This window comes from Bacillus sp. SSR7 (genome assembly GCF_055902415.1).
In genome coordinates, this window is sequence record NZ_JBVVXV010000017.1 from 115,045 (window position 1) to 138,561 (window position 23,517).

General features: G+C 36.8%; 29 protein-coding genes. 12 read left to right on the forward strand and 17 right to left on the reverse strand.

Going from position 1 to position 23,517, the window contains the following annotated elements:
* Positions 1–65: 65 nt before the first annotated feature.
* Positions 66–1,784: an acetate--CoA ligase gene (gene acsA, locus AC0NJG_RS23885; protein ID WP_000862052.1), complete on the reverse strand. Its 1,719-nt coding sequence runs from the start codon at positions 1,782–1,784 to the stop codon at positions 66–68.
* Positions 1,785–1,960: 176 nt separating this feature from the next.
* Here acsA and acuA point away from each other — a divergent pair, with 176 nt between their 5' ends.
* From acuA to AC0NJG_RS23905, 4 genes are all read left to right on the forward strand, one after another.
* On the forward strand, positions 1,961–2,593 hold the full coding sequence (gene acuA, locus AC0NJG_RS23890) for an acetoin utilization protein acetyltransferase AcuA (RefSeq protein WP_000581384.1): 633 nt from the start codon (positions 1,961–1,963) through the stop codon (positions 2,591–2,593).
* A gap of 17 nt (positions 2,594–2,610) precedes the next feature.
* Complete coding sequence (locus tag AC0NJG_RS23895) at positions 2,611–3,255, forward strand: acetoin utilization AcuB family protein (RefSeq protein WP_087954084.1); 645 nt, start codon at positions 2,611–2,613, stop codon at positions 3,253–3,255.
* Positions 3,252–4,418, forward strand: coding sequence for an acetoin utilization protein AcuC (gene acuC, locus AC0NJG_RS23900; protein WP_474063534.1), 1,167 nt, complete (start codon positions 3,252–3,254; stop codon positions 4,416–4,418). Before AC0NJG_RS23895 ends, acuC begins: the two co-directional genes overlap by 4 nt.
* Before the next feature lie 179 nt (positions 4,419–4,597).
* Positions 4,598–5,437, forward strand: a complete 840-nt coding sequence (locus AC0NJG_RS23905) for an alpha/beta fold hydrolase (RefSeq protein ID WP_474063535.1) — start codon at positions 4,598–4,600, stop codon at positions 5,435–5,437.
* A 54-nt stretch (positions 5,438–5,491) separates the two neighbouring features.
* Here the strand turns inward: AC0NJG_RS23905 and AC0NJG_RS23910 are convergent, their stop codons facing one another.
* Positions 5,492–5,779: a hypothetical protein gene (locus tag AC0NJG_RS23910; protein WP_474063536.1), complete on the reverse strand. Its 288-nt coding sequence runs from the start codon at positions 5,777–5,779 to the stop codon at positions 5,492–5,494.
* A gap of 276 nt (positions 5,780–6,055) precedes the next feature.
* Here AC0NJG_RS23910 and AC0NJG_RS23915 point away from each other — a divergent pair, with 276 nt between their 5' ends.
* Both AC0NJG_RS23915 and mscL read left to right on the forward strand, forming a co-directional pair.
* Positions 6,056–6,982, forward strand: a complete 927-nt coding sequence (locus tag AC0NJG_RS23915; protein WP_474063537.1) for a Gfo/Idh/MocA family protein — start codon at positions 6,056–6,058, stop codon at positions 6,980–6,982.
* A 128-nt stretch (positions 6,983–7,110) separates the two neighbouring features.
* On the forward strand, positions 7,111–7,509 hold the full coding sequence (gene mscL / locus AC0NJG_RS23920; protein ID WP_000267012.1) for a large conductance mechanosensitive channel protein MscL: 399 nt from the start codon (positions 7,111–7,113) through the stop codon (positions 7,507–7,509).
* A gap of 49 nt (positions 7,510–7,558) precedes the next feature.
* Here the strand turns inward: mscL and AC0NJG_RS23925 are convergent, their stop codons facing one another.
* Positions 7,559–7,831 carry a DUF3917 domain-containing protein gene (locus tag AC0NJG_RS23925; RefSeq protein WP_048551339.1) on the reverse strand — a complete coding sequence of 91 codons (273 nt, stop codon included), beginning with the start codon at positions 7,829–7,831 and terminating at the stop codon, positions 7,559–7,561.
* 152 nt (positions 7,832–7,983) lie between these two features.
* Here AC0NJG_RS23925 and AC0NJG_RS23930 point away from each other — a divergent pair, with 152 nt between their 5' ends.
* The 3 genes from AC0NJG_RS23930 (at position 7,984) to AC0NJG_RS23940 (ending at position 8,886) form a co-directional block, all read left to right on the forward strand.
* Positions 7,984–8,205, forward strand: a complete 222-nt coding sequence (locus AC0NJG_RS23930) for a hypothetical protein (RefSeq protein WP_088326030.1) — start codon at positions 7,984–7,986, stop codon at positions 8,203–8,205.
* Positions 8,206–8,285: 80 nt separating this feature from the next.
* Entirely contained in the window at positions 8,286–8,522 is a 237-nt protein-coding gene (locus AC0NJG_RS23935; RefSeq protein WP_139866418.1) for a DUF3949 domain-containing protein, read from the forward strand.
* A gap of 1 nt (position 8,523) precedes the next feature.
* Positions 8,524–8,886 (forward strand): DUF4288 domain-containing protein, encoded by a 363-nt coding sequence (locus tag AC0NJG_RS23940; RefSeq protein ID WP_139866417.1) that lies wholly within the window; start codon positions 8,524–8,526, stop codon positions 8,884–8,886.
* Between the two features lie 34 nt (positions 8,887–8,920).
* Here AC0NJG_RS23940 and ccpA read toward each other — a convergent pair whose 3' ends face one another.
* The 4 genes from ccpA to AC0NJG_RS23960 all read right to left on the reverse strand — a co-directional run bounded on the left by ccpA (position 8,921) and on the right by AC0NJG_RS23960 (position 12,535).
* Positions 8,921–9,919, reverse strand: coding sequence for a catabolite control protein A (ccpA, locus tag AC0NJG_RS23945; RefSeq protein ID WP_001103293.1), 999 nt, complete (start codon positions 9,917–9,919; stop codon positions 8,921–8,923).
* Positions 9,920–10,562: 643 nt separating this feature from the next.
* Positions 10,563–11,579 carry a CamS family sex pheromone protein gene (locus AC0NJG_RS23950; RefSeq protein ID WP_001971058.1) on the reverse strand — a complete coding sequence of 339 codons (1,017 nt, stop codon included), beginning with the start codon at positions 11,577–11,579 and terminating at the stop codon, positions 10,563–10,565.
* Between the two features lie 117 nt (positions 11,580–11,696).
* On the reverse strand, positions 11,697–12,023 hold the full coding sequence (gene ytxJ / locus AC0NJG_RS23955; protein WP_001057468.1) for a bacillithiol system redox-active protein YtxJ: 327 nt from the start codon (positions 12,021–12,023) through the stop codon (positions 11,697–11,699).
* Positions 12,023–12,535 (reverse strand): DUF948 domain-containing protein, encoded by a 513-nt coding sequence (locus tag AC0NJG_RS23960; RefSeq protein ID WP_087954076.1) that lies wholly within the window; start codon positions 12,533–12,535, stop codon positions 12,023–12,025. Before AC0NJG_RS23960 ends, ytxJ begins: the two co-directional genes overlap by 1 nt.
* Before the next feature lie 187 nt (positions 12,536–12,722).
* On the opposite strand from AC0NJG_RS23960, the gene AC0NJG_RS23965 reads away from it, so the two are divergent.
* Complete coding sequence (locus AC0NJG_RS23965; RefSeq protein WP_000654739.1) at positions 12,723–13,838, forward strand: aminopeptidase; 1,116 nt, start codon at positions 12,723–12,725, stop codon at positions 13,836–13,838.
* A gap of 34 nt (positions 13,839–13,872) precedes the next feature.
* Here the strand turns inward: AC0NJG_RS23965 and AC0NJG_RS23970 are convergent, their stop codons facing one another.
* The 7 genes from AC0NJG_RS23970 to AC0NJG_RS24000 all read right to left on the reverse strand — a co-directional run bounded on the left by AC0NJG_RS23970 (position 13,873) and on the right by AC0NJG_RS24000 (position 17,385).
* Positions 13,873–14,307 carry a hypothetical protein gene (locus AC0NJG_RS23970; protein ID WP_088326026.1) on the reverse strand — a complete coding sequence of 145 codons (435 nt, stop codon included), beginning with the start codon at positions 14,305–14,307 and terminating at the stop codon, positions 13,873–13,875.
* A 15-nt stretch (positions 14,308–14,322) separates the two neighbouring features.
* The gene (locus AC0NJG_RS23975) at positions 14,323–14,505 is read right to left on the reverse strand and encodes a hypothetical protein (RefSeq protein WP_087954074.1); all 183 of its coding nucleotides are present in this window, start codon (positions 14,503–14,505) and stop codon (positions 14,323–14,325) included.
* Positions 14,502–14,906, reverse strand: a complete 405-nt coding sequence (locus AC0NJG_RS23980) for a PH domain-containing protein (protein ID WP_088326024.1) — start codon at positions 14,904–14,906, stop codon at positions 14,502–14,504. Before AC0NJG_RS23980 ends, AC0NJG_RS23975 begins: the two co-directional genes overlap by 4 nt.
* 76 nt (positions 14,907–14,982) lie before the next feature.
* Entirely contained in the window at positions 14,983–15,474 is a 492-nt protein-coding gene (locus AC0NJG_RS23985; RefSeq protein ID WP_088326022.1) for a GNAT family N-acetyltransferase, read from the reverse strand.
* Positions 15,471–16,019 (reverse strand): GNAT family N-acetyltransferase, encoded by a 549-nt coding sequence (locus AC0NJG_RS23990; RefSeq protein WP_000494674.1) that lies wholly within the window; start codon positions 16,017–16,019, stop codon positions 15,471–15,473. Before AC0NJG_RS23990 ends, AC0NJG_RS23985 begins: the two co-directional genes overlap by 4 nt.
* A gap of 57 nt (positions 16,020–16,076) precedes the next feature.
* A complete protein-coding gene (locus AC0NJG_RS23995; protein ID WP_087954071.1) occupies positions 16,077–16,982 on the reverse strand; it encodes a DMT family transporter in 906 nt (301 codons plus the stop codon).
* Positions 16,972–17,385, reverse strand: coding sequence for a MerR family transcriptional regulator (locus AC0NJG_RS24000; RefSeq protein WP_087954070.1), 414 nt, complete (start codon positions 17,383–17,385; stop codon positions 16,972–16,974). Before AC0NJG_RS24000 ends, AC0NJG_RS23995 begins: the two co-directional genes overlap by 11 nt.
* 123 nt (positions 17,386–17,508) lie before the next feature.
* Between AC0NJG_RS24000 and AC0NJG_RS24005 the strand changes: the two genes are divergently transcribed.
* Positions 17,509–17,853: a PadR family transcriptional regulator gene (locus AC0NJG_RS24005; protein ID WP_000414138.1), complete on the forward strand. Its 345-nt coding sequence runs from the start codon at positions 17,509–17,511 to the stop codon at positions 17,851–17,853.
* Positions 17,850–18,512: an HAAS signaling domain-containing protein gene (locus AC0NJG_RS24010; RefSeq protein ID WP_087954069.1), complete on the forward strand. Its 663-nt coding sequence runs from the start codon at positions 17,850–17,852 to the stop codon at positions 18,510–18,512. Before AC0NJG_RS24005 ends, AC0NJG_RS24010 begins: the two co-directional genes overlap by 4 nt.
* Before the next feature lie 53 nt (positions 18,513–18,565).
* Here the strand turns inward: AC0NJG_RS24010 and murC are convergent, their stop codons facing one another.
* From murC to AC0NJG_RS24025, 3 genes are all read right to left on the reverse strand, one after another.
* Positions 18,566–19,876, reverse strand: a complete 1,311-nt coding sequence (murC, locus tag AC0NJG_RS24015) for a UDP-N-acetylmuramate--L-alanine ligase (RefSeq protein ID WP_000219470.1) — start codon at positions 19,874–19,876, stop codon at positions 18,566–18,568.
* A 252-nt stretch (positions 19,877–20,128) separates the two neighbouring features.
* Positions 20,129–21,247 carry a nicotinate phosphoribosyltransferase gene (locus AC0NJG_RS24020; protein WP_000658369.1) on the reverse strand — a complete coding sequence of 373 codons (1,119 nt, stop codon included), beginning with the start codon at positions 21,245–21,247 and terminating at the stop codon, positions 20,129–20,131.
* A 61-nt stretch (positions 21,248–21,308) separates the two neighbouring features.
* Positions 21,309–23,517, reverse strand: a 2,209-nt coding sequence (locus AC0NJG_RS24025) for a DNA translocase FtsK (protein ID WP_474063538.1), incomplete at its 5' end; no start/stop codon positions are given.

Genomic DNA, 23,517 nt, shown 5'->3' on the forward strand with positions numbered 1-23,517 from the left:
CGTTAACTCCTTTATTATTTACAAAAAGAAAGGCCTGAACATTATTTCGTTCAGACCTTTCTCTCTTAATCTTCCATCGTTGATAAGTCACCTGTTGGTAAGTTTAACTCCCACGCTTTTAATACGCGGCGCATAATTTTACCGCTTCTCGTTTTCGGTAATTTATCTCTAAATTCAATTTGTCTTGGCGCTGCATGAGCTGCTAGACCTTTCTTTACAAATTGACGAATTTCTTCTTTTAATTCTTCAGATGGTTCGTATCCTGCTCGAAGTGCGATAAATGCTTTAATGATTTCGCCGCGCACCGGATCAGGAATACCAATTACACCAGCTTCTGCAACAGCAGCATGCTCGATTAATTTGCTTTCTACTTCAAATGGTCCAACGCGCTCACCTGATGTCATAATTACATCGTCAATACGTCCTTGGAACCAGAAGTATCCATCTTCATCCATGTATGCAGAGTCACCTGATACGTACCAATCACCCGGCATGAAGTAAGACTCATATTTTTGCTTGTTATTCCAAATTCCACGCATCATAGCTGGCCAGCCTTTGCCAATTGCTAAGTTACCCATTGTGTATGGAGGTACTTCATTTCCTTCATTATCAACAATCGCTGCTTTCACACCTGGAATTGGTTTCCCCATTGAACCTGGACGGATTTCCATACAAGGGTAATTACAAATAACTTGTCCACCTGTTTCTGTCATCCACCACGTATCATGAATACGAAGTCCAAATGCGTTCATACCCCAGCGAATTACTTCTGGATTTAACGGTTCACCAACACTTAACACGTGGCGTACTTGTGATAAATCATATTTTTTAATTGCATCTTGTCCAGCACCCATTAACATACGGAAAGCTGTTGGTGCGCTATACCAAACTGTTACACCGTAATCTTGCAGCGCTTCATACCAAGCTTCTGGACTAAAGCGTCCGCCTAAAATAACATTTGATGCTCCAACTAACCACGGTGCGAAAATACCGTAAGCAGTTCCCGTTACCCAGCCTGGGTCAGCTGTGCACCAATATACATCATCTTCTTTTAAATCTAATACCCATTTCGCCGTTTGATAGTGCTGAACCATTGCGTTTTGCGCATGAAGCACACCTTTTGGCTTACCAGTAGAACCAGACGTGTAATGTAGAATTAAACCGTCTTCACGGCCTAACCATTCAATATGTAATTCTTTTGAAGCTTGTTCAAATAAAGGGTTGAACGCTACCGTCTTACCGCCTTCTTCTACATTATCTCCAACAAGGAAAACTGTTTTTAAAGCTGGTAAATCATTTAATGGTACACGCTCTAACAATTCAGGTGTAGTAATTAACACCTTCGCTTCGCTATCTTCTAAACGATCGCGAACTGCACCTTCCATAAATGCTTCAAATAACGGACCAACAATTGCCCCTAATTTCACTGCACCGAGAAGTGCGAAATATAACTCTGGGGAACGCGGCATAAAAATAAAAACGCGATCGCCTTTTTCTACATCGCCATAATTTTTCAGGACGTTTCCTGCTTTATTAGAAAAATCCTTCATTTCCTTAAATGTATACTTCTCTTTTCGCGATCCATCTTGATAATAAAGGGCTACTTTATTCTTTCGATCGGATTTCGCATGCTTATCAATTGCCTCATACGCCATATTTACTCGGCCTGTTTCATTCCAAGTAAAGTTTTTATTAACCTCTTCCCAGTTAAAATTTGCGTATGCCTCATCATAATTCGGCAAATTATTTTCTCCTTTAATGACAGGAAGCGTTTCTACTTTCATACTTTACATCCCCCTCCTATGTATTCTATTATCCATTATAATAACATTATTTAAAATTTTCAGTATATTTGTTGATTTTTAGACAAATTTTTAATGACAAATTTCGATTCACATCGCATATATTATAAAGTACGATATGAATAGATTCACAAACCCTCAAGGTGGTGAGCAATACATTGATTCATAAAAAAATATATAATGCTAGAAACTTAAAAACAGCGAAAGGCACTTTAATTATTGAAGGGCCTGTCTCTACACATAACTTAGAAATGTATGAGTTTCATCCAGACTTAATTGCGTTTCGTCCTGCCGAGCAGCAATATAAAGCAATTGTCGAAATTTCTAAATTGCCAGAAGCTCGTCTCATTATTGCTAGACATGACCAAACGATTGTTGGATATGTTACATACTTGTATCCTGATCCACTTGAACGATGGTCAGAAGGAAAAATGGAAAACTTAATTGAACTCGGGGCGATTGAAGTTGTCCCTGCCTTCCGTGGTTGCGCTGTCGGAAAGAACTTATTAGAAGTTTCAATGATGGACGATTATATGGAAGATTACATTATATTGACGACTGAATATTATTGGCACTGGGATTTAAAACAAACAGGCTTAAATGTTTGGGAGTACCGAAAAGTAATGGAAAAGATGATGAATGCTGGCGGGTTACAATGGATGGCTACAGATGATCCTGAAATTTGTTCACATCCTGCTAACTGTTTAATGGTCCGCATCGGTAAACGCGTTGATACGGATTCTATTCAAGCATTTGATCGTCTACGTTTTCACAATCGTTTTATGTATTAATAAAGGGGGCAACTGGAATGATTGTAGAAGAAATTATGAATCAAGATGTAGTGACGCTACATCCAAACGATACAATCGAAACAGCAATCCGAACCATACGTACGAAAGGCATTCGGCACATTCCAATTGTCGATCAAAATAATCATGTCGTAGGCATTATTTCTGATCGGGATGTAAGAGATGCAAGTCCGTCTATTTTAGATGAACAAGTTTCACTCGATATGCTGAAGCAACCGCTTGAACTGATTATGAAACATCCTGTTATGACTTGCCATCCTCTCGATTTCGTTGAGGAAATTGCTACTTTATTTTTTGAAAATAAAATTGGCTGTCTTCCTGTTACAAAGGCTGGAAAGTTAGTTGGAATCATTTCTGAATCTACAGTACTGCACACGTTAGTGAAATTAACAGGAGCACATCAACCAAGTTCACAAATCGAAATTCAAGTAAAAAACGAACCTGGTATTCTCGGAAAAGTAGTTGCTATTTTTAGTGATTTACAAATAAATATCGTGAGCGTTCTCGTCTACCCAGCAAAAGATGAGAATGATAAAGTACTCGTTTTCCGCATTCAAACGATGAATCCGCTAAAAGTGATTGATACACTTGAAGCAGAAGGCTACCGCGTATTATGGCCGAACATTATGGGGATGCAAGCATGAGTAGCGCGTTTATTTATTCGGATGACTTTCGGGGCTATTCATTTAGCCCTGATCATCCTTTTAACCAACTGCGCGTCACACTTACGTATGACTTATTACAAAAGGGTGGTTTCATCTCTCCTTCCCAAATCATCGCACCACGAATGGCTACAGATGAAGAGATCGCCTACGTTCATACAAAGGAGTACATAAATGCGGTAAAACGTGCTGGAGAAGGTAAGTTAGAAAAATCAATTGCGATGACATATGGACTCGGAACAGAAGATACACCTATGTTTCCAAATATGCACGAAGCTAGCGCATTACTCGTTGGCGGTACATTAACAGCTGTCGATGCTGTTCTTTCCGGGAAAGTAAAACACGCGCTTAATTTAGGAGGCGGTTTACATCACGGCTTCCGCGGCAAAGCATCTGGCTTTTGTATTTATAACGATAGTTCTATCGCAATGAAATATATTCAAAAGAAATACGGTTTACGCGTATTATATATTGATACAGATGCTCATCACGGTGATGGTGTACAGTGGTCTTTTTATGACGATCCCAACGTATGCACCATTTCACTACATGAAACTGGTCGATATTTATTCCCTGGAACTGGCGCTGTAAATGAACGCGGACAAGGGAATGGCTATAGTTATTCTTTTAACGTTCCACTCGATGCTTTTACAGAAGACGCATCGTTTTTAGATTCCTATCGAACTGTCGTAAAAGAAGTGGCCGCATACTTTAAACCGGATATTATTTTAACGCAAAATGGCGCTGACGCACATTACTACGATCCACTTACACACCTTTGCGCAACGATGAATATTTACCGTGAAATACCGAAGCTCGCTCGCGAAATTGCTAATGAATATTGCGAAGGTCGCTGGATTGCTGTCGGCGGTGGTGGCTATGACCACTGGCGCGTCGTCCCAAGAGCTTGGGCACTCATTTGGCTCGAAATGAACAACATCCAAAACATCTCAGGTTATCTCCCTCCAGAATGGATTGACGCTTGGAAAGGACAAGCAGAAACAGAACTTCCCCTCACATGGGAAGATCCAGACAACATGTATAAACCTATCCCCCGTAAACCAGAAATTGAAGAAAAGAATGCATTAACTGTAGCGAAATCTCTTGAAATTATTCGGAATAATATGACAAAATCTTTGTACTAAACGAAAAGGAGGCTCGTTTTTGAATAGCCTCCTTTTATTTGTATAATTACTACCCATGTCGTTTTTTGTTGGTAAATCGATATTCTGTGTCGAATCGCCGATATAGTTCGAGTTGTGGTCGATATATTCGAAAAATCGCTGATATATTTTAAGTTACTAATAAAAAAGGTCGTGATATTATGTGGACACAACAAATGATCCACACGAAACGTGGCACATTCGAACTTTTTACTAAAGGCAGTGGCGAACCGCTTTGTATTACACATCACTATTCACAATTTAATGAAACTGGTGATTACTTTGCGGATGTTTTCACTTCTACGCATCGTGTATTTCTCATTAATTTACGAGATGCTGGTAACTCGGCAAAAGCCAATTCAGAAAAAGAATTACGTATGATTGAAACGGCTCACGACTTAGAAGCAATACGAGAAGCATTACAACTTCCAATATGGCATTTCGCCGGCCATTCAACAGGTGGTATGCTTGGGATTTTATATGCAATTACCTATCCAAACTCCTTACAATCATTAGTCGTGGTGGGAGCCGCGGCAAGCAACTACACCGAAACACCCTATTGCATTTATTATCCGGAACATCCTCAGTTTCATTATATGCAACAGCTCATTGAAAACTTAAAAAGCCCTCACCTTACAAGTGAAGGACGGAAAGAACTATCTACTAAACGAACAAAATTATCTTTATATAAACCGGAAAACTACAACTCTTATTTTGATAAGCCAATCCAAAAAACAATGTCTGCTAACCGAATGAATGCTTTTTCTCACGAATATCCAGCATTTAATTTACGAGATCATTTACCTTCTATGAAAACAAAGACGCTTATTATATGCGGACGACACGATGTGCAGTGCCCGATTCAGTATTCTATCGAGATGCATGAGGGCATACGCAATTCTATTTTTGTGATATTTGAAGAGAGTAATCATTATCCTTTTTTAGAAGAAGCTGCTCAATTTATTTCTACTACTCAAAAATTTTATAAATCGTTACACTAGTACTGTTATTATTAAAGAAAGCTCGCAGCCTCTATAAGACTATGAGCTTTCTTTTCAGAAGAAATATTTCGTACTATATAAAAATAAAAGATAAAAGGAAAAGAGCACCAAACCTACATCAAGCAACACTGACTTTTTATCTCCTTCTTTCAAACCTTTCGTAATATTAAAAATGCTTCTAACTATCCAACCTAACACCAAAAATAACCAGCCGAAATGATCATTCGTATAATCGTCATCATAAAACATTTGTATTGCACCAATAATTAATAAAATAATTATAATATTAGTTCCAATCCTTAAGATCTTGTTTGATTTATTATCCTTTAATTCAGCCCCCAAAATGTTGCACTCCCCTTCAAACCATCGTGCGTATTAGCAGAGATGTTTTATCCCTCTTTATATTTTAACATAAATTACCTTATATATCCTTTTACTTACAGTTACAAATGTGGACAACCGTAATCATGTTCCCTCCATTGCAACATGCTCATAACTTTAAAGAGATAGAAAAGATTTTGCTAAAAGGATATAAGTAAAAAGCTAATTTTTGCCTTCCTCCCCCGCTCTATGCTACATTTAACTCGTTATATCAATATGAATAGGGTGGGAATACATATGAACAAACCGAAAATTGGGATGATTGGACTTGGAAGTATCGCACAAAAAGCCTATCTTCCAACACTTACAAAAGAAACAGATTGGAATTTTGTAGGGGCTTTTACACCTAATGCAGAGAAAAGGAAACAAGTTTGCCAGCAATACCGCATACAAGACTTCCATTCTATTGAAACATTAGCTTCAGAATGCGATGCCATCTTCGTTCATAGTTCAACTGCATCGCATTATGAAATCGTTTCTGAACTTCTGAAAAAAGGAATCGATGTTTATGTTGATAAGCCGCTAGCTGCTACAGTGGAACAAGCTGAGAAACTAGTCGAGTTAAGCGAAAAGTATAACCGAAAGTTAATGGTTGGATTTAATCGCCGCTTCGTTCCTATGTATGTTGCGGCAAAAGAGCAAGCTCATCATATTTCATGGATCCGAATTGAAAAGCACCGCACAAATAAAGTCGGGCCATATACGTACGACTTTACGATGTTAGATGATTACTTACATATTGTAGATACTGCTCGCTGGTTAGCTAACGATGAGCTTAACGTCGTTCATAATATGATGCAAATCAATGAAAAGAATGAACTTCTTTACGGACATCATACATATACAACTGCAAATGGAATGTTACTTTCTACCGCAATGCACCGCCATGCCGGTACAAATTTAGAACAAATTGAACTTGTCACAACAGGAAAAATCATTCGCGTAAAAAACATGAACACATTTGAAGTTGAGCAAGAAAATGCAGTTTCTCAAATTGGTTCCCCATCATGGGATACGACGTTAAAACAACGTGGTTTTGAAGATGCTGTTCATCATTTTATTGCATGTGTACAAGGAGATACAAAGCCTGTTGTAGATGGATTAGAAGGATTAAAAACGCAGCAACTGCTGCAATCCCTACTGGACGCTACAAGTAAAAATTAAAACGGATACATTTTTCAGAATTTACTTTCATTCCCATTTCCCCTTTATTTCTCACGCAAATTTCTATAGAATATGTTGATAGGAATTATAAATTTCATAATGAATCGTGGAAAGGATGGGATTAACACATGTGGAACGAGTTTAAAAAGTTCGCTTTCAAAGGGAATGTCGTTGATTTAGCTGTCGGGGTTGTAATCGGTGCTGCATTCGGTAAAATCGTTAGTTCTTTAGTAAAAGATATTATTACACCATTACTTGGTATGGTATTAGGTGGCGTTGACTTTACAAGTTTACACTTTGGATACGGTAAATCTGCTGTTATGTATGGTAACTTCATCCAAACAATTTTTGATTTCTTAATTATTGCAGCTTCTATCTTTATGTTTGTTAAAGTGTTCAACAAACTAACATCTAAAAAAGAAGAAGAAAAAGAGGAAGAAATTCCAGAACCAACAAAAGAAGAAGTTCTTCTTAGCGAAATTCGCGACTTATTAAAACAACAAAACTCTTCTAAAGATAGAGCATAATTGAACGGATAAAAAGGCATGCCCCTTAGGGACATGCCTTTTCTATATGCTATAACGTTTCCGAATTCATATGAATAAATAAAATAATACCAGCAACCATAAGTACCATAATACTACTTGCAAATAGTGTAATACCGATAAACATTAAACTTGTGCTCATTTCCGCCGATACACTTTCAATAAAAATAGAAATTACATACGTGATAAGGGCAATTCCCGCAAGAATACTTCCTGGAACAAATCGCTTTAAACCATTTTGTTTTAACGTCATATATGCAAAAATAGCAGTCATACAAAGCGTAATTATCCAAAGAACGATCATCTCTTTTCCCCCCTCACAAGCCTTTTCTTTCTATTATACATGACATTGCCCTATAATAGTTATTTTTACACTTATGTGACATATAACAAGGAATACCCCCAACTGTAGCGAAAGCATTACAACATACACTTACACAATGAGGAGTGGTTCATTTGGAATATACTACTGTAGGGGATTTAGAGTTAGTCGAACGATTCGATTATGTTATGATTGACTTAGACAAAGACGAAACGATGATAGAGGGAAATACAATTCAGTACGATACTTTGCACATAGAAGCATTATTACAAGGGTTAAAATGTGTTGCACAAACATGTATTGATCGCAATTTAAGCAACCAAGAGGAACTGTTCGCATTTCTAGAAGAAAATTAGCCCCAATTAAAAATGGTTATTTTTTCTATTTGTTGATATAATTATCATATATAAATATTCTTTATAAGGGAGTGTTCATAATGATTTGGATTTCACTAATCGTATTAGCCTATTTCATCATTCTCGTCCCAATACAGTATAACTACATTAAAATACTCAAAGAAAAACAGAAGAAAATGAATGTGTCACAAAACGAATTATATGACAACATGTCTTATGAAGAATCTCAAATACATTACCATTATCAAAGTAACGTATTTACAATACCTGCTTCGCTTGTTGCAAGTATTATTTATAAAGTGAAACATGCAGCATAATATGTACGCTGTAAAATTATTGTTTGAATCTGTTCATTCTGGTGAGCCTAATCCTCCGAAAATTGATGAGGATTATGAAAAGGATTGCGATACACTTTTTGAAGAAAGTATTATTCTTGTTAAAGCAAGCAGTTTGGAAGAAGCTCATGCACTAGGTGAACAAATCGCTATACAGTCTGAGCATACGTACGATAATATGTACGGTGAGCAAGTAACGTGGACGTTTCGAAAACTATTGCATGTGTTTGAATTAGACGAGACACCATTTGAAACTGGAAAAGAATTATACGCAAGATTTTTACACGTTAAGAAAAATGAAACGGTGAATACCGTAGTAAAAGCATACTATCCTGAATATGAATAAAAGCTCATAGCAATCGCTGTGAGCTTTTTTATCCTTACTTCGTTGAATCTCTAAATTGGATACGGTGAGGTAAGATAACAGTGTGATCTTCCACTTTTTCTTTGTTCATATACTTTGTTAATAGACGCATTGCTACTGCACCGATATCATACATCGGTTGTACAACTGTTGAAAGTTGTGGACGAACCATTAATGCAAGGCGTGTATTATCGAAACCAAGTACTTCTACATCAGTTGGTACATTTAATCCAGCGTCTTGTGCTGCGTGAATTACACCTAGTGCCATTTCGTCAGAAGATACGAAGATCGCTGTTGGCTTTTCATCAAGGCCCCAAAGCTTTTCAAATGCTTCGATACCTGAATCATATGTGTAATCTCCATCGATTACAAGATTTTCATCATATGAAATACCTGCTTCTTCTAAAGCTTTTTTATAACCTTGTAACTTCTTCGCGCTTCCCGCTTTATCAATGAAAGGACCAGAGACGAAACCGATACGCTTATGTCCTTGTTCAATAAAGTGCTTCATTGCGTCATAAGCTGCTTGTGTATAATCAATATTTACTGATGGCGTTTCATTTTGCTCATCAAATGACGCTGCTAATACGATTGGTACTGGAGACTTTTTGAATTCTTCAATGTGAATGTCTGTAATATCTTCACCCATGAAAACAATTCCGTCCACTTGTTTTCCAAGCATCGTATTTAATAAATGGAACTCTTTCTCTTTGTTTTGGTCAGAGTTACTTAAAATGATGTTATATTTGTACATTGTTGCGATATCTTCAATTCCACGAGCAAGTTCTGCATAAAACGTATTTGAGATATCAGGAATAATAACACCTACTGTAGTTGTCTTCTTACTTGCTAGTCCACGTGCTACCGCATTTGGGCGGTATCCTAAACGATCAATTGCTTCTAATACTTTCTTTCTTGTTGTAGGCTTTACATTTGGGTTACCGTTCACAACGCGTGATACGGTAGCCATTGAAACGTTCGCTTCGCGCGCTACATCATATATTGTTACGTTCATCTCATCGCACACTCCTTCTATTTTTGTTATCTATTTTTATGTATCGGTTACTTGAATGAAAAAAAGACATCAACTCTATTTGCAGATGCCACCAATCGTCCCGAGTTCTTCCTTTTACTAATGATACGATAAAAACGCAGACTCATACAATATTTTCCCGCAAAAGTTTCGAAAAAATTCGCTTCTTTTCTCGTATTTTCGTATTTTTTATGAAAAAAAGGGCATTTTTTGTAAAAATATAGATGTTTCATAAGTAGAAACCTTATTTCAAGCAGTACAATAGTAAATGAAATTTATATTGGTGATTTTTCGAATATATCGACCGCAGCTCAAAATATATTAGCGATTTCCCAAATATATCAACCACGACTCCAATTATATTAGCGATTTTTTTCATATATCGACTTACCAACAAAAGCCGACAATGATAGGCATTTGATGCACTGGACCTAGAAGTACTCCACAATTGGCCATAGAAGATCACATCTCCCTGTAGAATGCGTTACATCGACAATGCAAGGGGGAAATAGGTTTATTTTTTTAAAATCAGTACAGCGGAAATATGAAGCATATTACGCGTTGCTCCGTCCCATCGTACACTTTTATTTCCAATAAAAAAAGACAGTTTAAACACTGTCTTTTTTTATAAGAAGGAAACAAACGGTTTATCGCTGTTTTTCTCTTTTATAACAATTGCCTCGATTTTATTCTCAGACTTTATCTGCAATTGTACTTTTGCATCTTTCGGTAATTGTTCTAACATACTTTGAGCAGCCAGTTGGGTAAGGCCCATTAATTCTGTTTTACCGTTATATTTAATAACAATATCCATATTTAATGTATCCATTTGATCTTTCTTATAAGAAACTTTAGCATTTACTGGGATAAAGTCTCCAGGAGAAAAACCTTTCATTGCCTCAGCAAATTTATTTATTTTTGCATTATCTTCTCCATGTGCTTGTGTAAATTCATCAGAAGGATATGAATACGCTCTTTCTTCAATCGTATTCCAATTTCCAAGGTTCGTATCATTCTTTTGAACGGTAGCACTAGCAATATACGTACCATTTTTTAAAGAACTTGTACTTTCTTGCTTAAAGATAGCAAACGTAATTGGGGATTTATTATACTTGTCATTTTTATGAATAGCTTCAATAAGTTGCTTGGCAACTTCAGTCCCTTTAGACATTGCTTCTTCATTGGATACACTTGAAGACATAGCTAACCCAATTACAACGCCAGATAAACTTAATTCATTTGAATTCTGTTTCCCGAAATAGTCTTGTTCTATAATATTTGTCAAAACTGGTGCTTCTACTTTCGCGACTAGCTCATCAATTAACTTCTCAGGAATATACTGATTCAATTGAAGCACATGATTTTCTGTATCAAATTGCTCTTTTGCAATATTCATTAAACCATTTTCATACTCTGCTAAATCTAATTTAGAATTTGTTTTTACATTAGCTGTATTTATAACCTTTTGTTCTTTTAAAGGAATTACAGTTCTATAATAATCTTTAGAAACAGCAGTTCTCGGAATCATGCTTTTTTCTTTCGTATCTTTCTGTATAACTTCATCCTTCTTACTAATCGTATCATTACTACAAGCTCCTAGTAATAAACTTACGACTGCGAAGGATAATGCCATTTTCTTCATTACTTAAAACCTACTTTCAACAATCTAGTTATTTAGTTTGAACTATTAACAGTTTACCATTAAATATATTTCAACAAAAACAAAAAAAAGAAGCAAGCACCTTTCGCTTGCTTCTTTTTACTTAATATTCTCTTCTAAAGCATCTTTTTTAATGTTCCAATGAGACGTATTCCATACTACCATCCCATCTTTTATGTATAACACTTGCGGAGATTCATGTTTCATGCTGTACTGTTCTGCAACACGATTCGAAACATCTCTCGCATCTTGTACGTATAAGTAATACGCTGGTACCGCTCTTTCTTCACTACAATAAGCTTGAAATTCTGTATAGGCACCATGACTAATCGGGCATGTCGTACTATGTTTAAAAAGAACATAAGGCTCGTTTTTTTCTACTAGTACTTCAAGCTCTTCAATTGTTTCAAGTTTTGTCATATTCATTACGATTCACCTCTCATACGAAGTCTAGAGCGCTTCTCTTTCTTTTCAGCTTTTTTCTCAAGTCTTTCTAATTTACGCTCTTCTTTTTCAATTTTTTTCTCTTGTCTTGTCGCACGATAATGATTGTATACTTCAATTGCCGCGCTACTCCACTGTACAACTTGCGCTACTTTATCTGCATTATTTTCAATTTCGTCCGTAACAGACTCTGATACATTACGAAGTTTCGTATTTAAGGAATGGATTGTCGTTCCAATTCCATCTACACCCGATACTACTTTATTTAATGATTGTGACTTCTGTTGGATGTCATCAGCTAACGCATTTGTTTTATGTAATAATTGCTCCGTCTCTACGCTAATTCCTTGCATTTGCTTTTCTAAACCTTCTAACGTGCTTGCAACGTTTTCTAAAGTCTTCTGAACCGATAACAACGTTCTGCATACATACACTACTAATACAGCGAAAGCAACCGCGATAATAGCTGCACTTACATATAAAAGAACTTGCATTTCATCACTTCCTTTATCTTTTTCATACTTTCCCCTATTATACAATCATTTTCCGTTTCGTTCTAATCCCTATCTTTCCATTAGAATTTTCATACTTATTCGTTAACTTTAACATAAATGATTCAACAAATTCCACTAAGTAGGTTACAATAGGAGAGGATACATAATTAGTAGGGAGGCTTTACATATGAAAGATCCACGCATTGAAAAGTTAGCATACAATTTAATTAACTACTCTATCCGCTTACAAAAAGGCGAAAAAGTATTAATTGAAAACTTTGGCTTACAAAAAGAACTTGTAACTGCACTTGTTAAAGAAGCATATGCAGCTGGTGGTTTCCCATTCGTTTCTTTAAAAGATCATCAAGTAGATCGCTCTTTATTAATGGGTGCTACTGAAGAACATTTTGAACAAATCGCTGCATATGAAGCAAGCGTAATGAAAGATATGGACGCTTATATCGGTCTTCGCTCTGGCGATAACATTAACGAACAAGCTGACGTGCCAAGTGAAAGAATGCAAATTCACGGTCAAACAGTTGGTAAAAAAGTTCATAGAGACATCCGCGTTCCAAAAACACGCTGGGTTGTTCTTCGCTACCCAAATGCTTCTATGGCGCAGCTTGCTAAAATGAGCACAGAAGCTTTCGAAGACTTCTACTTCGAAGTTTGTAACTTAGACTACGGTAAAATGGATAAGGCGATGGATAGCCTTGTTACATTAATGAATAAAACAGATAAAGTACGCCTAACTGGACCTGGAACTGACTTAACATTCTCTATTAAAGACATTCCAGCAATTAAATGCTCAGGTCATTTAAACATTCCAGACGGTGAAGTATACTCTGCACCAGTTCGTGATTCTGTTAACGGTACAGTTTCTTACAACACGCCATCTCCTTACAACGGTTATACATTTGAAAATGTACAACTTAAGTTCGAGAACGGCCAAATCGTTGAAGCAACTGCAAACGATACAGAACGCATTAACAAAATCTTTGATACAGACGAAGGCGCACGCTACGTTGGTGAGTTCGCAATTGGCGTAAACCCATACATCTTACATCCAATGGGAGACATCCTATTCGATGAAAAAATCGATGGCAGCTTCCACTTCACTCCTGGACAAGCTTATGACGATGCATGGAACGGCAACAACTCGAACATTCACTGGGATTTAGTATGTATCCAACGTCCTGAATACGGCGGCGGCGAAATTTACTTCGACGACGTACTAATCCGTAAAGACGGACGCTTCGTTGTACCTGAATTAGAAGCTTTAAACCCAGAGAACTTAAAATAATGAAAAACGCTCGGGATTTTTTTCGAGCGTTTTTTTAATACTTTAATAACTCTTTCGCCACATCTTCTGGCACTTTAAAACTCATTTTCTTATTTTTCATTTCAACTTCAACATACGGGACATCTTTATATACTATCATCGTACCAATTTCATGTAATTCCTTTTTATCTTTACTCGACTCCGATAATTTTGTTGTACCTTCTTGATACATTTTAAATGTTTTCCCTTGCGGAGTATCTAAAGGAGCTGACTGCATTTCCCACTTATCCATTTTCATGACTTCAAACAGCTTTTCAATTTCTTTCTTATCGGTAATTACTTTCTTTTCAATTGAATCAGTAAGTGATTCAATTTCAACTTTTTGTGCCTTTTCTAAGTTTAGATCCGTCTTTTCCTTCTTCGTACTACATCCTATTAAAAGAAAGGATGCGGTTAGCAGAAATACAAATAACATAAGGACTTTTTTCATTTCTAATTCTCCTAACTATATAGAGCTACTTTTCTCGCTTTTCGTTTGCTGAAAATGAAAATAATATAAAAGCGCCACTGCGATAGTACCTATTAATATTGGTACATATAAAGGCAGATCCCATTTCATATATACTCTAGTGCAACCAATAAGCACAAATAAGATTTCTAAGCAAAACAAAGGTTTTACATATTTCATTTCTTCCCTACCATTTCTATTTTCACATGTGGATTCTCTTTCTCGATAAGCGCCAAGAATTCAGTCATATGTTGCGGCATCGCAACCATATGTACTTTGTATGCATTGGTCGTAATTTCAAGAGATTTCCCAACTTGACGAATGATTCTTATCTCTTTCAATACGATATCGTCATTTAAAATACCGTACTTTAATACACCATTTTCTACTTTATGCTTTTTAATAAACACTTCCCAAACGAGTGGTACATTAACAAGGAAGCATAAACCCATCCCAATTAACGCTGTCATCCACTGCTCTTTATTAACGATAATCATGACGAGTGGATATACAAACATAAAAGCTAACGTGAGACAAACGAAAATGACTACTGACTTACTTCTTTGAATCGGAAAGTTCATACACGCACCCACCTAACCTAGATTATACCACTTTTCCATTTTAATCCATAAAAAAGGCCATTTCTACATGACCTTCTTAAACAATATATCTATAAAATTTCTTATCCACCTGCAACACTGGAAAACTTTTTGGCAACTCATCTATACTCACACTTTGAAAACCATTCTTTTCATAAAAGCGATGTGCTGCTAAAAATTTAACTGTCGTTCCTAAGTAAATGTCTTTCAGCTTTTTATTCTCAGCCCACGAAATTGCCGTTTGGAGCAACTTATGTGATGCGCCCCACTCTTTTCCGCGAAACTCTTTTTTTACGAACATTTTTCTTAGTGCTACTTGATCGTTCCCAATATCTAATAAGGCCACTGTTCCAACTACTTTACTATCATAAGTTGCTACCCAAAAGTTGCCATGATTCCTTTGATAAAATGTTTCTATTTCAAGCAGGTCCGGCTGCTCTTCTTTCGTAATGGGGACATTGTACTCTTTTTGCTGAATATGAACGATAAGATCTACTACTTCATCTTGAAACGTACTTTCATACGGAATAATGCGTATCTTCTCGTTCATCGAATCTCCTTCCATTCTGAAGCTAGTAAACTATATACTGCGACATCATGAAAATGATCATATAACCATTCTTCATCTCTTAAAACACCATCTAACTTAAACCCTAAACGTTCTGGAATAGCGCGACTTTTCACATTTTCAACACCGCATCTAATTTCCATTTTATTTAATTTTAAATTCTCAAATGCATAGTGAAGTACAGCCTTCACGCTACGCGTCATAATACCTTTCCCGCCAGCATCTTCTGCCAGATAGTAACCGAGACTTGCCGCTTTCTTCCCCCAGCTCACTGGATGAATACCTACCATCCCAACGAGCTTTCCTTTATAACGTATGCCACTTTCAAAACCGTCTCCCTCTGCAAACTTCTTTAACCACATCGGACAAATCTCATTATAAGCATCAGCAGATTTCGTCCCATCTACCCAAGGAAGCCATCTTCTTAAATGATTGCGGTTTTGATTTATTAATTGATATAGTTCCTCTTTATGATGCTTTTCTAATAACTGTAATTCGATTTCGTCGTCTACTCGGAGTGTGAACATTTTTTTAGCTCCTCTTTTTATTTTTCTTATTATTCTAACATTTCTAAATAAAAAATGTTAAATATTCACACTTTCTTTTGATTTTATTTGTATAAAACCTGATGAACACAATACTCCCATAATAACTAATATCATCCCTATACATTGTGCGGGTGCTATATTTACTCCTTCTACAAAAGAAATAATCATTGTAACAACAGGGACTAGATTAAAAAATAAAGATGTCCTTGCTGCACCAATTTGAGCAATCCCATTGTTCCACCATAAGTAACCGAGCACACTCATTCCGATTGCCATAAAGAGAATCGCTCCCCATGCCAACAAAGGAATTTCTAAAACTGGTACTATACTTTTTTGTGTAGAAGATATGATCATAAAGGCAAGTGCACCAATAGTCATGGTATATGTCGTCGTTTGTATTGGATTACCAGTTTTAATAAACCTTCTGCCTAGCACGCCGTATAACGCCCAGCAAATATTCCCTAATAAAATATAAAAATCCCCTTTTGAAAATGATAAATGTTGTAGTATTGTAAACGAACCTTGTGTAAGTACAAAAACAACACCAAGTAGTGCAAGTAACATTCCAATACCTTGGCGCTTTACTATTTTCTCCCGTAAAATGACACTTGCTAACAGCGTCGTAACAAGCGGGTTTGTCGCCATAATAAGTGCACCATTCATAGCTTCTGTATGTTTCATTCCTAAAAAGAAAAAGAAGTTAAAACCGAATACACCAACAATACCTAACAAAAAGTAATAGACCCTGTTCTGCCTCCATACCTCCACCTCAAAATCTTTTCGTATTTTTAACAGACATAACATCACAAATGCAGCAATCCCAAAACGCCATGCCGCTATATGAATCGCTTCGAAATACTGCACCGCATATTTCGAAGCATTAAATGTTCCTCCAGTAAATATTGCAAATCCTAATAACTGCGCATATACTTTATTTTTCATTGCCGGCCTCCGAGTCTTTTCCTTCTAGAAAACCGTAATAAATTTCTAACTTCTCTTCTGTTAGCTGGACAACTTTTCGCAATTGTTCTTGCTGTTCTTTTAACCTTTCTAAGTGAGTTGTTAAAATTGAAATTCTCTTTTTCACTTTCGCTGGTACTTCCTCCTTCCTCTGCCTAATTTCTTCTATAATGCATCCATCACTTGCAAACTCAGCCATCTCTTCTAATGACATTCCAGTTTGTTTTAGCGAATATAAAAATTTTAATAGGCGCACATCACCTTCTGTATATTGACGAATCCCGCTATTTCGCGTTGGCGGTGGTAATAATCCTAATTTCTCATAGTAACGCAAAGTATGAATACCCATTCCTGTTAATTCTGCTACTTCACCGATTTTATACATGTTTTCTCCCCCTTGTTTTTACATATTCATCTTACAACCTAGAGTTAACTCTAGGTCAATACGTAAATAAAAATACAACTATATATGATTGATATATAGATACGTATCATATATAGTTAAAGTATGGAAAAAAATGATAATTTTATAATTCAATTACGTAAAGGTGTTTTTGATCTCGCTATTTTGTCTTTAATAAGTAAACAACCTATGTACGGATACGAAATTACAAGTGCATTACAAGATATCCCTGTATTTCATATCCCAAACGGCTCGATTTATCCTATATTAAATCGAATTACGAAAAACAACTGGGCTGTTTCCTATTGGGAAGAGTCCGGCGATGGTCCAAAAAGAAAATACTATCGCATTACAGATGAAGGGAGAGAAATTTTACATAATCGCTTACATGATTACGAGGCAGTTTATCATGCTCTAATGTTACTAGCTAAAGGAGAGGATAAAAAATGAACAAAGAACAATTCTTTGCAAATGAACTCATTGCTTCTTTCTTACATGACCTCCACAAAGGTTTAATGAACTTACCTACATCAGCACGAGAACAACATATGTTAGAAATTGAATCCGATTTATACGAAAATGCATTAAGTAAAGAAAGTGAAGGGATACCATTAGGAGTTATTCCTTCACAAGTGATTGAAGAATTTCTTCCTCCAAAAGAATTAGCAAAGGTAATTGCAGCAGAATATACAGACGTTATTCAAGATGTACAGCAATCTACGAATACATTTATTAAATACTTTACAGGTTTTTCAATTGCTCCACTTGGCGCTCTATCAATACCGATTGTACTTGGTTTTATCAATATTTCAGCCTGCTTGCCATTTTTACTAGCCTTTATCGCCAGCAACATTTGGTTTATTTGTAGAAAAAATCATTGGAATATAAAGCAATTACAATTTTTAAAAACAGTGATTTCCTTTAGTACTAGCGCTTTGATTGCACTTCCATTTGCATTTTTCGCGATTCGAATTATGATTACAAAACAATTCGATATGTTTTCATTCTATTATTTAATTGGATATGTACTTTTTAGTTCAATTTATATCGTTTTGTTAAAACAACTCTACAAAAAGAATAAACAATACCAACCTATCAATGCTTTTTAAATGTATCGAACACAACAAAAAAGACGCACAGCTAAGGCTATGCGTCTTTTCTATTACTTCTCTGCAACTTGAACTTCTTTTACGTAAGCTGCTTCGAATTTTTGGATGTCTCCTGCGCCCATGAAAATGAGAACGCCGTTTTTATGTTTCTTTAATACATCCGTTGTTGTATCTGTAATTAATTCTGCACCGTCAATACGCTTTTGCAGATCTTCGATTGTTAATTCACCTTTGTTTTCGCGCGCTGATCCGAAAATATCACATAAGTATACTTGATCAGCTTTGCTTAAGCTTTCAGCGAACTCATCTAAGAACTTTTCTGTACGTGAGAATGTGTGTGGCTGGAATACAGCGACAATTTCACGCTCTGGATGTTTTTGACGAGCTGCTTCAATCGTTGCATTAATTTCTGTCGGATGGTGTGCGTAGTCATCGATAATAACTTGCTCTCCCATCGGCTTCTCATTAAAGCGACGTTTTACGCCTTCAAAAGTTGTTAACTGATGCTTAACTGCTTCTACATCAACATTTTCATAATGGCAGAGCGCGATTACTGCTAATGCATTTAATACGCTGTGATTGCCGTATCCTGTAATTTTGAACGTGTCATAGTACGTATTACGAACGAATACATCGAAAATAGTACCATCTGTTCTCTTTTGAATGTTACGTGCTTGGAAATCATTATCTTCTCCAAATCCATAGAAAATAACAGGTACTTTCGCTTGAATTTTTTGAAGTTCTTCATCATCTCCACATGCAATAATGCCTTTTTTCACTTGCAATGCCATCTCTTGGAATGCACTGAATACATCATTGATATCTGTGAAATAATCTGGATGATCAAAATCAATGTTTGTCATAATCGCATAGTCTGGATTGTAAGACAAGAAATGACGACGATACTCACAAGCTTCAAATACAAAATACTTACTATTTTCTACCCCATGCCCTGTTCCATCTCCAATAAGGTAAGATGTAGGGTGTGCACCTTGCATTACATGGGCTAACAAACCAGTTGTTGATGTTTTTCCATGTGCACCAGTTACAGCAACACTTGTGTATTGGTTCATAAGGTCACCTAAGAAGTGATGGTAACGATGTACTGGGATGTTTAATTCTTTTGCTGCTACGATTTCTTCATGCGTATCAGGGAATGCATTTCCTGCAATAATCACTTGTCCTTCTTTTACATTACTTTTATCAAAAGGAAGAATCGAGATACTACGCTTTTCCAACGCTGTTTGTGTAAAGAAACGCTTTTCATAATCAGACCCTTGAACAGTATGCTTCATGTCATGAAGAATTTGCGCTAATGAACTCATTCCTGTTCCTTTAATTCCTACAAAATGGTAAACTGTCATCTTAAAGAACCTCCAACATTTCGAACTAATACAACGGCCTATCTATAAGACAGTATATGAATCTTTTCTTATTTTGGTAATCATCATACATTTTTGATGTAGTGAAGTTATTCTTCCCTTCACTTATCAGGATAAACTCGTACGTACTTCTTTTTTATGTCCATAACAAATCCATTATAGCAAAAAAGAAGCCGCTATACTATGATAACAGAAAAACTGATAGGGTCAATCACCTATCAGTTTTTCTCTCTCTTACATATCTTCTCTTTTTTCTAATTGAACACGTTCTAGACGTGGGTTTGGACGATATTTACGACCAGCTTTCGCTTCTGGTTTTCCATTTAATTCTACGTTATCACCAGTAAAGCCAATATTCATTTTTAATAAGCTACTTCCTACTCCGTATATATCAACAGGTACGTTTTGAGCTTCAAATTCACGAATACGCTTCTCATCAAATCCACCAGTTACAACGATGTCTACATGCTGGAATCCTTCTTCATCAAGTGCTTTACGAAGCGCGAATACAAGCGATGGGTTTACACCACGTGGATCGAATGTTCCAAGTACTTCTGGGTGGCGAATGAAGTATTGATCAATCATCGTGCGGGACGTATCTACACGTACACCTTTTAATGTTGATCCAAATTCACGCGCTACGCGAAGTGCATCTGTAATGACATCATTGTTGTAATCAATTAATACAACTAATTCATCTTCTGGAAATTTCTTATGATATGCTTTTGCCGCTTCCACAACATCACCATTAAACATTTGAATTAATGCGTGAGGCATCGTCCCCATACCACTTTTGCCCCACCATTCATTCATCGCATGCGTCGCTTGTGCGCTCATACCTCCGATGTATGCTGCATAACCGTCACCAGCTTGTTGTGTATAATGATCATCACGATCTCCCATGAAAATAACTGGTTTTTCTTTATCTACGCTACGCGCAGCTTGGACAACGTTATATACGTTTGTCGCAACCGATGTACGACGAGCTAAAATCCCATCAATGACACCTTCTAAAAATCCGAAATTTTCATAAGGACCATGAATTGTTAACACTGTTTCAAATGGACTAATTTTATCGCCATCTTTTAAAGAGTTAATCTCAAGTTCCTCAGGATTTTTAGCGAATGTTTGTAGCAATGCAATGACTTCATCTGTTCCGCAAAGAACTGCATTTTCCTTTTGGAAAAATTGCATCGTTACAACACTTTTCGGGCGAAATTCTTCGATGATTTCTCTAGTCTTTAAAAAGTAAACGGCAGAGAACCAACCTTCTCCAACGCGTTCGTCAAATTTAAATGTTTTATTTGTTAGTCTATTTATTTCACCTTTTAATTTTAATTCAATTTCTTTCATGTCGCTTTACTCCCTACTTTACTATCCAACATTTTCTCTTAGTATACAGCAAAACCGTTTACTATACATTTGTTTCCTGCATAGCGGCAAATTCATCCTCAGAAATAAGGACGTCTCTTGGCTTCGTTCCTCTACCTTCAGAAATAATTCCTTGCGATTCCATCTCTTCAATGAGACGTGCCGCACGATTATAACCGATGCGGAATTTTCGCTGTACAGAAGATGTGGACGCTCCCCCTTGTTCTACAACAAATTGACATGCATCAAGGAACAATTCGTCTTCCGACTCAGCTTGTTCTGTTTTCGCTAATAAATCCTCTTGCTTAAATAAGTAATTCGGCTTCATTTGCTTTTTCACATGATCAACTGTTTTTTCAATCTCATCATCCGATACATATACACCTTGTACACGAACTGGCTTAGATGTACCGTTCCCTAAGAATAACATATCACCACGGCCAAGTAATTTCTCCGCGCCCCCAATATCGATAATCGTACGCGAATCAACTTGAGACGATACTGTAAACGCAATACGCGTTGGAATGTTTGACTTAATTAAACCTGTAATAACATCTACAGATGGACGCTGCGTCGCTACTAATAAATGAATACCACAAGCACGTGCTTTTTGCGCAATACGACAAATCGCTTCCTCAACATCACCAGGTGCTACCATCATTAAATCGGCTAACTCGTCAATGACAATAACGATATAAGGTAATGTCTCTCCTGGAATTTCTCGCTCACTTACAATCGTATTGTAGCGAGTTAAATCACGAGCACCTGCGTGTGCAAACAATTCATAACGGCGCTCCATTTCCTCAACTGCCCATTTTAATGCAGCTGTCGCTGCTTTTACATCCGTAATAACAGGCGCTACAAGATGCGGAACAGAATTGTATGGTGCAAGCTCTACCATCTTCGGATCGATTAACATTAACTTCACTTCATGTGGTTTCGCTTTATATAAAATGCTCGTTAAAATGGCGTTAATACACACACTTTTACCAGAACCTGTTGCACCCGCAATAAGTCCGTGTGGCATTTTTCGAATATCCGTTACAATTGGATCACCTGAAATATCAAGTCCAAGCGCAACCGTAAGCGGTGATTCGCTCTTTGTAAACACAGGACTTCTTAAAATTTCACGAAGAAATACTGGCTTACTTTCTTTATTTGGAACTTCGATTCCAATCGCACTCTTTCCTGGAATCGGCGCTTCAATACGAATATCTTTCGCCGCTAAACTTAGCTTAATATCATCACTTAAGTTTGTAATTTTATTTACTTTCACACCTGGATCTGGCTGTACTTCAAAACGAGTTACTGCTGGACCTTGCGATACATTTATAACATGTGCGCCAACATGGAAATTATTAAACGTTGTATCTAATAATTCTTTCTGTTCTTCCAACCATTCCGTATTATCTAACGCTGCTTGCTGCGGAATCGATAGCAATGTTAATGGTGGAATCGTATACGTCGGTGGTGTTTGCAATACATTTCGCACATCGTTCTCTCTTTGATTTACAACATATGCTTTCTCTTCTACTTCCGTACTTGAAATTGGCTTTTGTACTTGCTCCGCCACTACTTGTTGTACTGGTTGCACTTCTTTCACTTGTGGTTCTACCACTACTTGCTGCATTGGTTTTTCTTCCACTTGTGGTTCCACTACTACTTGTTGCATTGGTCTTTCTTCCACTTGTGGTTCCACTACTACTTGTTGCATTGGTTTTTCTTCCACTTGTGGTTCCACTACTACTTGTTGCATTGGTCTTTCTTCCACTTGTGGTTCTACCACTACTTGCTGCATTGGTTTTTCTTCTACTTGATGTACAGACTTATTCTCTACTCGTTCACTCATAGAAGGTTGCATTGCATTCGTTCTAGCCGCATGTCTTTCCATTAATCGCGTTCTGTCTTGTTTCAACATAACAACATTAAATGGTACGTGACGCTTTTTCTCACGTTTTGGTTCTTCTTTTTGTACAACTGGTTGTTCTTCTACAATCGGTGCTTCTTCTACAACTGGTTGTTCCTCTGCGACCGGTGGTTCTTCTACAACTGATTGTTCTTCTACAACCGGTTGTTCTTCTACGACCGATGGTTCTTCTACAACTGATTGTTCTTCTACAACCGGTGGTTCTTCTACAACTCGTTGTTCTTCTACAACCGGTGGTTCTTCTACAACTCGTTGTTCTTCTACAACTGGTTGTTCTTCTGCGACCGGTGCTTCCTCTACAACTGATTGTTCTTCTGCGACCGGT

What these genes read in the sequence shown, in the direction of transcription:
- AC0NJG_RS23975 (WP_087954074.1), bottom strand. Translation starts at nt 14,505, where the DNA reads ATGAAATATGTAAAACCTTTGTTTTGCTTAGAAATCTTATTTGTGCTT.
- mscL (WP_000267012.1), top strand. Translation starts at nt 7,111, where the DNA reads ATGTGGAACGAGTTTAAAAAGTTCGCTTTCAAAGGGAATGTCGTTGAT.
- acsA (WP_000862052.1), bottom strand. Translation starts at nt 1,784, where the DNA reads ATGAAAGTAGAAACGCTTCCTGTCATTAAAGGAGAAAATAATTTGCCG.
- murC (WP_000219470.1), bottom strand. Translation starts at nt 19,876, where the DNA reads ATGACAGTTTACCATTTTGTAGGAATTAAAGGAACAGGAATGAGTTCA.
- AC0NJG_RS23970 (WP_088326026.1), bottom strand. Translation starts at nt 14,307, where the DNA reads ATGAAAAAAGTCCTTATGTTATTTGTATTTCTGCTAACCGCATCCTTT.
- AC0NJG_RS23925 (WP_048551339.1), bottom strand. Translation starts at nt 7,831, where the DNA reads ATGATCGTTCTTTGGATAATTACGCTTTGTATGACTGCTATTTTTGCA.
- AC0NJG_RS23995 (WP_087954071.1), bottom strand. Translation starts at nt 16,982, where the DNA reads ATGAAAAATAAAGTATATGCGCAGTTATTAGGATTTGCAATATTTACT.
- AC0NJG_RS24010 (WP_087954069.1), top strand. Translation starts at nt 17,850, where the DNA reads ATGAACAAAGAACAATTCTTTGCAAATGAACTCATTGCTTCTTTCTTA.
- AC0NJG_RS23965 (WP_000654739.1), top strand. Translation starts at nt 12,723, where the DNA reads ATGAAAGATCCACGCATTGAAAAGTTAGCATACAATTTAATTAACTAC.
- AC0NJG_RS23960 (WP_087954076.1), bottom strand. Translation starts at nt 12,535, where the DNA reads ATGCAAGTTCTTTTATATGTAAGTGCAGCTATTATCGCGGTTGCTTTC.
- AC0NJG_RS23985 (WP_088326022.1), bottom strand. Translation starts at nt 15,474, where the DNA reads ATGAACGAGAAGATACGCATTATTCCGTATGAAAGTACGTTTCAAGAT.
- AC0NJG_RS23935 (WP_139866418.1), top strand. Translation starts at nt 8,286, where the DNA reads ATGATTTGGATTTCACTAATCGTATTAGCCTATTTCATCATTCTCGTC.
- AC0NJG_RS23940 (WP_139866417.1), top strand. Translation starts at nt 8,524, where the DNA reads ATGTACGCTGTAAAATTATTGTTTGAATCTGTTCATTCTGGTGAGCCT.
- AC0NJG_RS24020 (WP_000658369.1), bottom strand. Translation starts at nt 21,247, where the DNA reads ATGAAAGAAATTGAATTAAAATTAAAAGGTGAAATAAATAGACTAACA.
- AC0NJG_RS24000 (WP_087954070.1), bottom strand. Translation starts at nt 17,385, where the DNA reads ATGTATAAAATCGGTGAAGTAGCAGAATTAACAGGAATGGGTATTCAT.
- AC0NJG_RS23990 (WP_000494674.1), bottom strand. Translation starts at nt 16,019, where the DNA reads ATGTTCACACTCCGAGTAGACGACGAAATCGAATTACAGTTATTAGAA.
- AC0NJG_RS24005 (WP_000414138.1), top strand. Translation starts at nt 17,509, where the DNA reads ATGGAAAAAAATGATAATTTTATAATTCAATTACGTAAAGGTGTTTTT.
- AC0NJG_RS23895 (WP_087954084.1), top strand. Translation starts at nt 2,611, where the DNA reads ATGATTGTAGAAGAAATTATGAATCAAGATGTAGTGACGCTACATCCA.
- ytxJ (WP_001057468.1), bottom strand. Translation starts at nt 12,023, where the DNA reads ATGAATATGACAAAACTTGAAACAATTGAAGAGCTTGAAGTACTAGTA.
- AC0NJG_RS23980 (WP_088326024.1), bottom strand. Translation starts at nt 14,906, where the DNA reads ATGAACTTTCCGATTCAAAGAAGTAAGTCAGTAGTCATTTTCGTTTGT.
- acuC (WP_474063534.1), top strand. Translation starts at nt 3,252, where the DNA reads ATGAGTAGCGCGTTTATTTATTCGGATGACTTTCGGGGCTATTCATTT.
- ccpA (WP_001103293.1), bottom strand. Translation starts at nt 9,919, where the DNA reads ATGAACGTAACAATATATGATGTAGCGCGCGAAGCGAACGTTTCAATG.
- AC0NJG_RS23915 (WP_474063537.1), top strand. Translation starts at nt 6,056, where the DNA reads ATGAACAAACCGAAAATTGGGATGATTGGACTTGGAAGTATCGCACAA.
- AC0NJG_RS23950 (WP_001971058.1), bottom strand. Translation starts at nt 11,579, where the DNA reads ATGAAGAAAATGGCATTATCCTTCGCAGTCGTAAGTTTATTACTAGGA.
- AC0NJG_RS23905 (WP_474063535.1), top strand. Translation starts at nt 4,598, where the DNA reads ATGTGGACACAACAAATGATCCACACGAAACGTGGCACATTCGAACTT.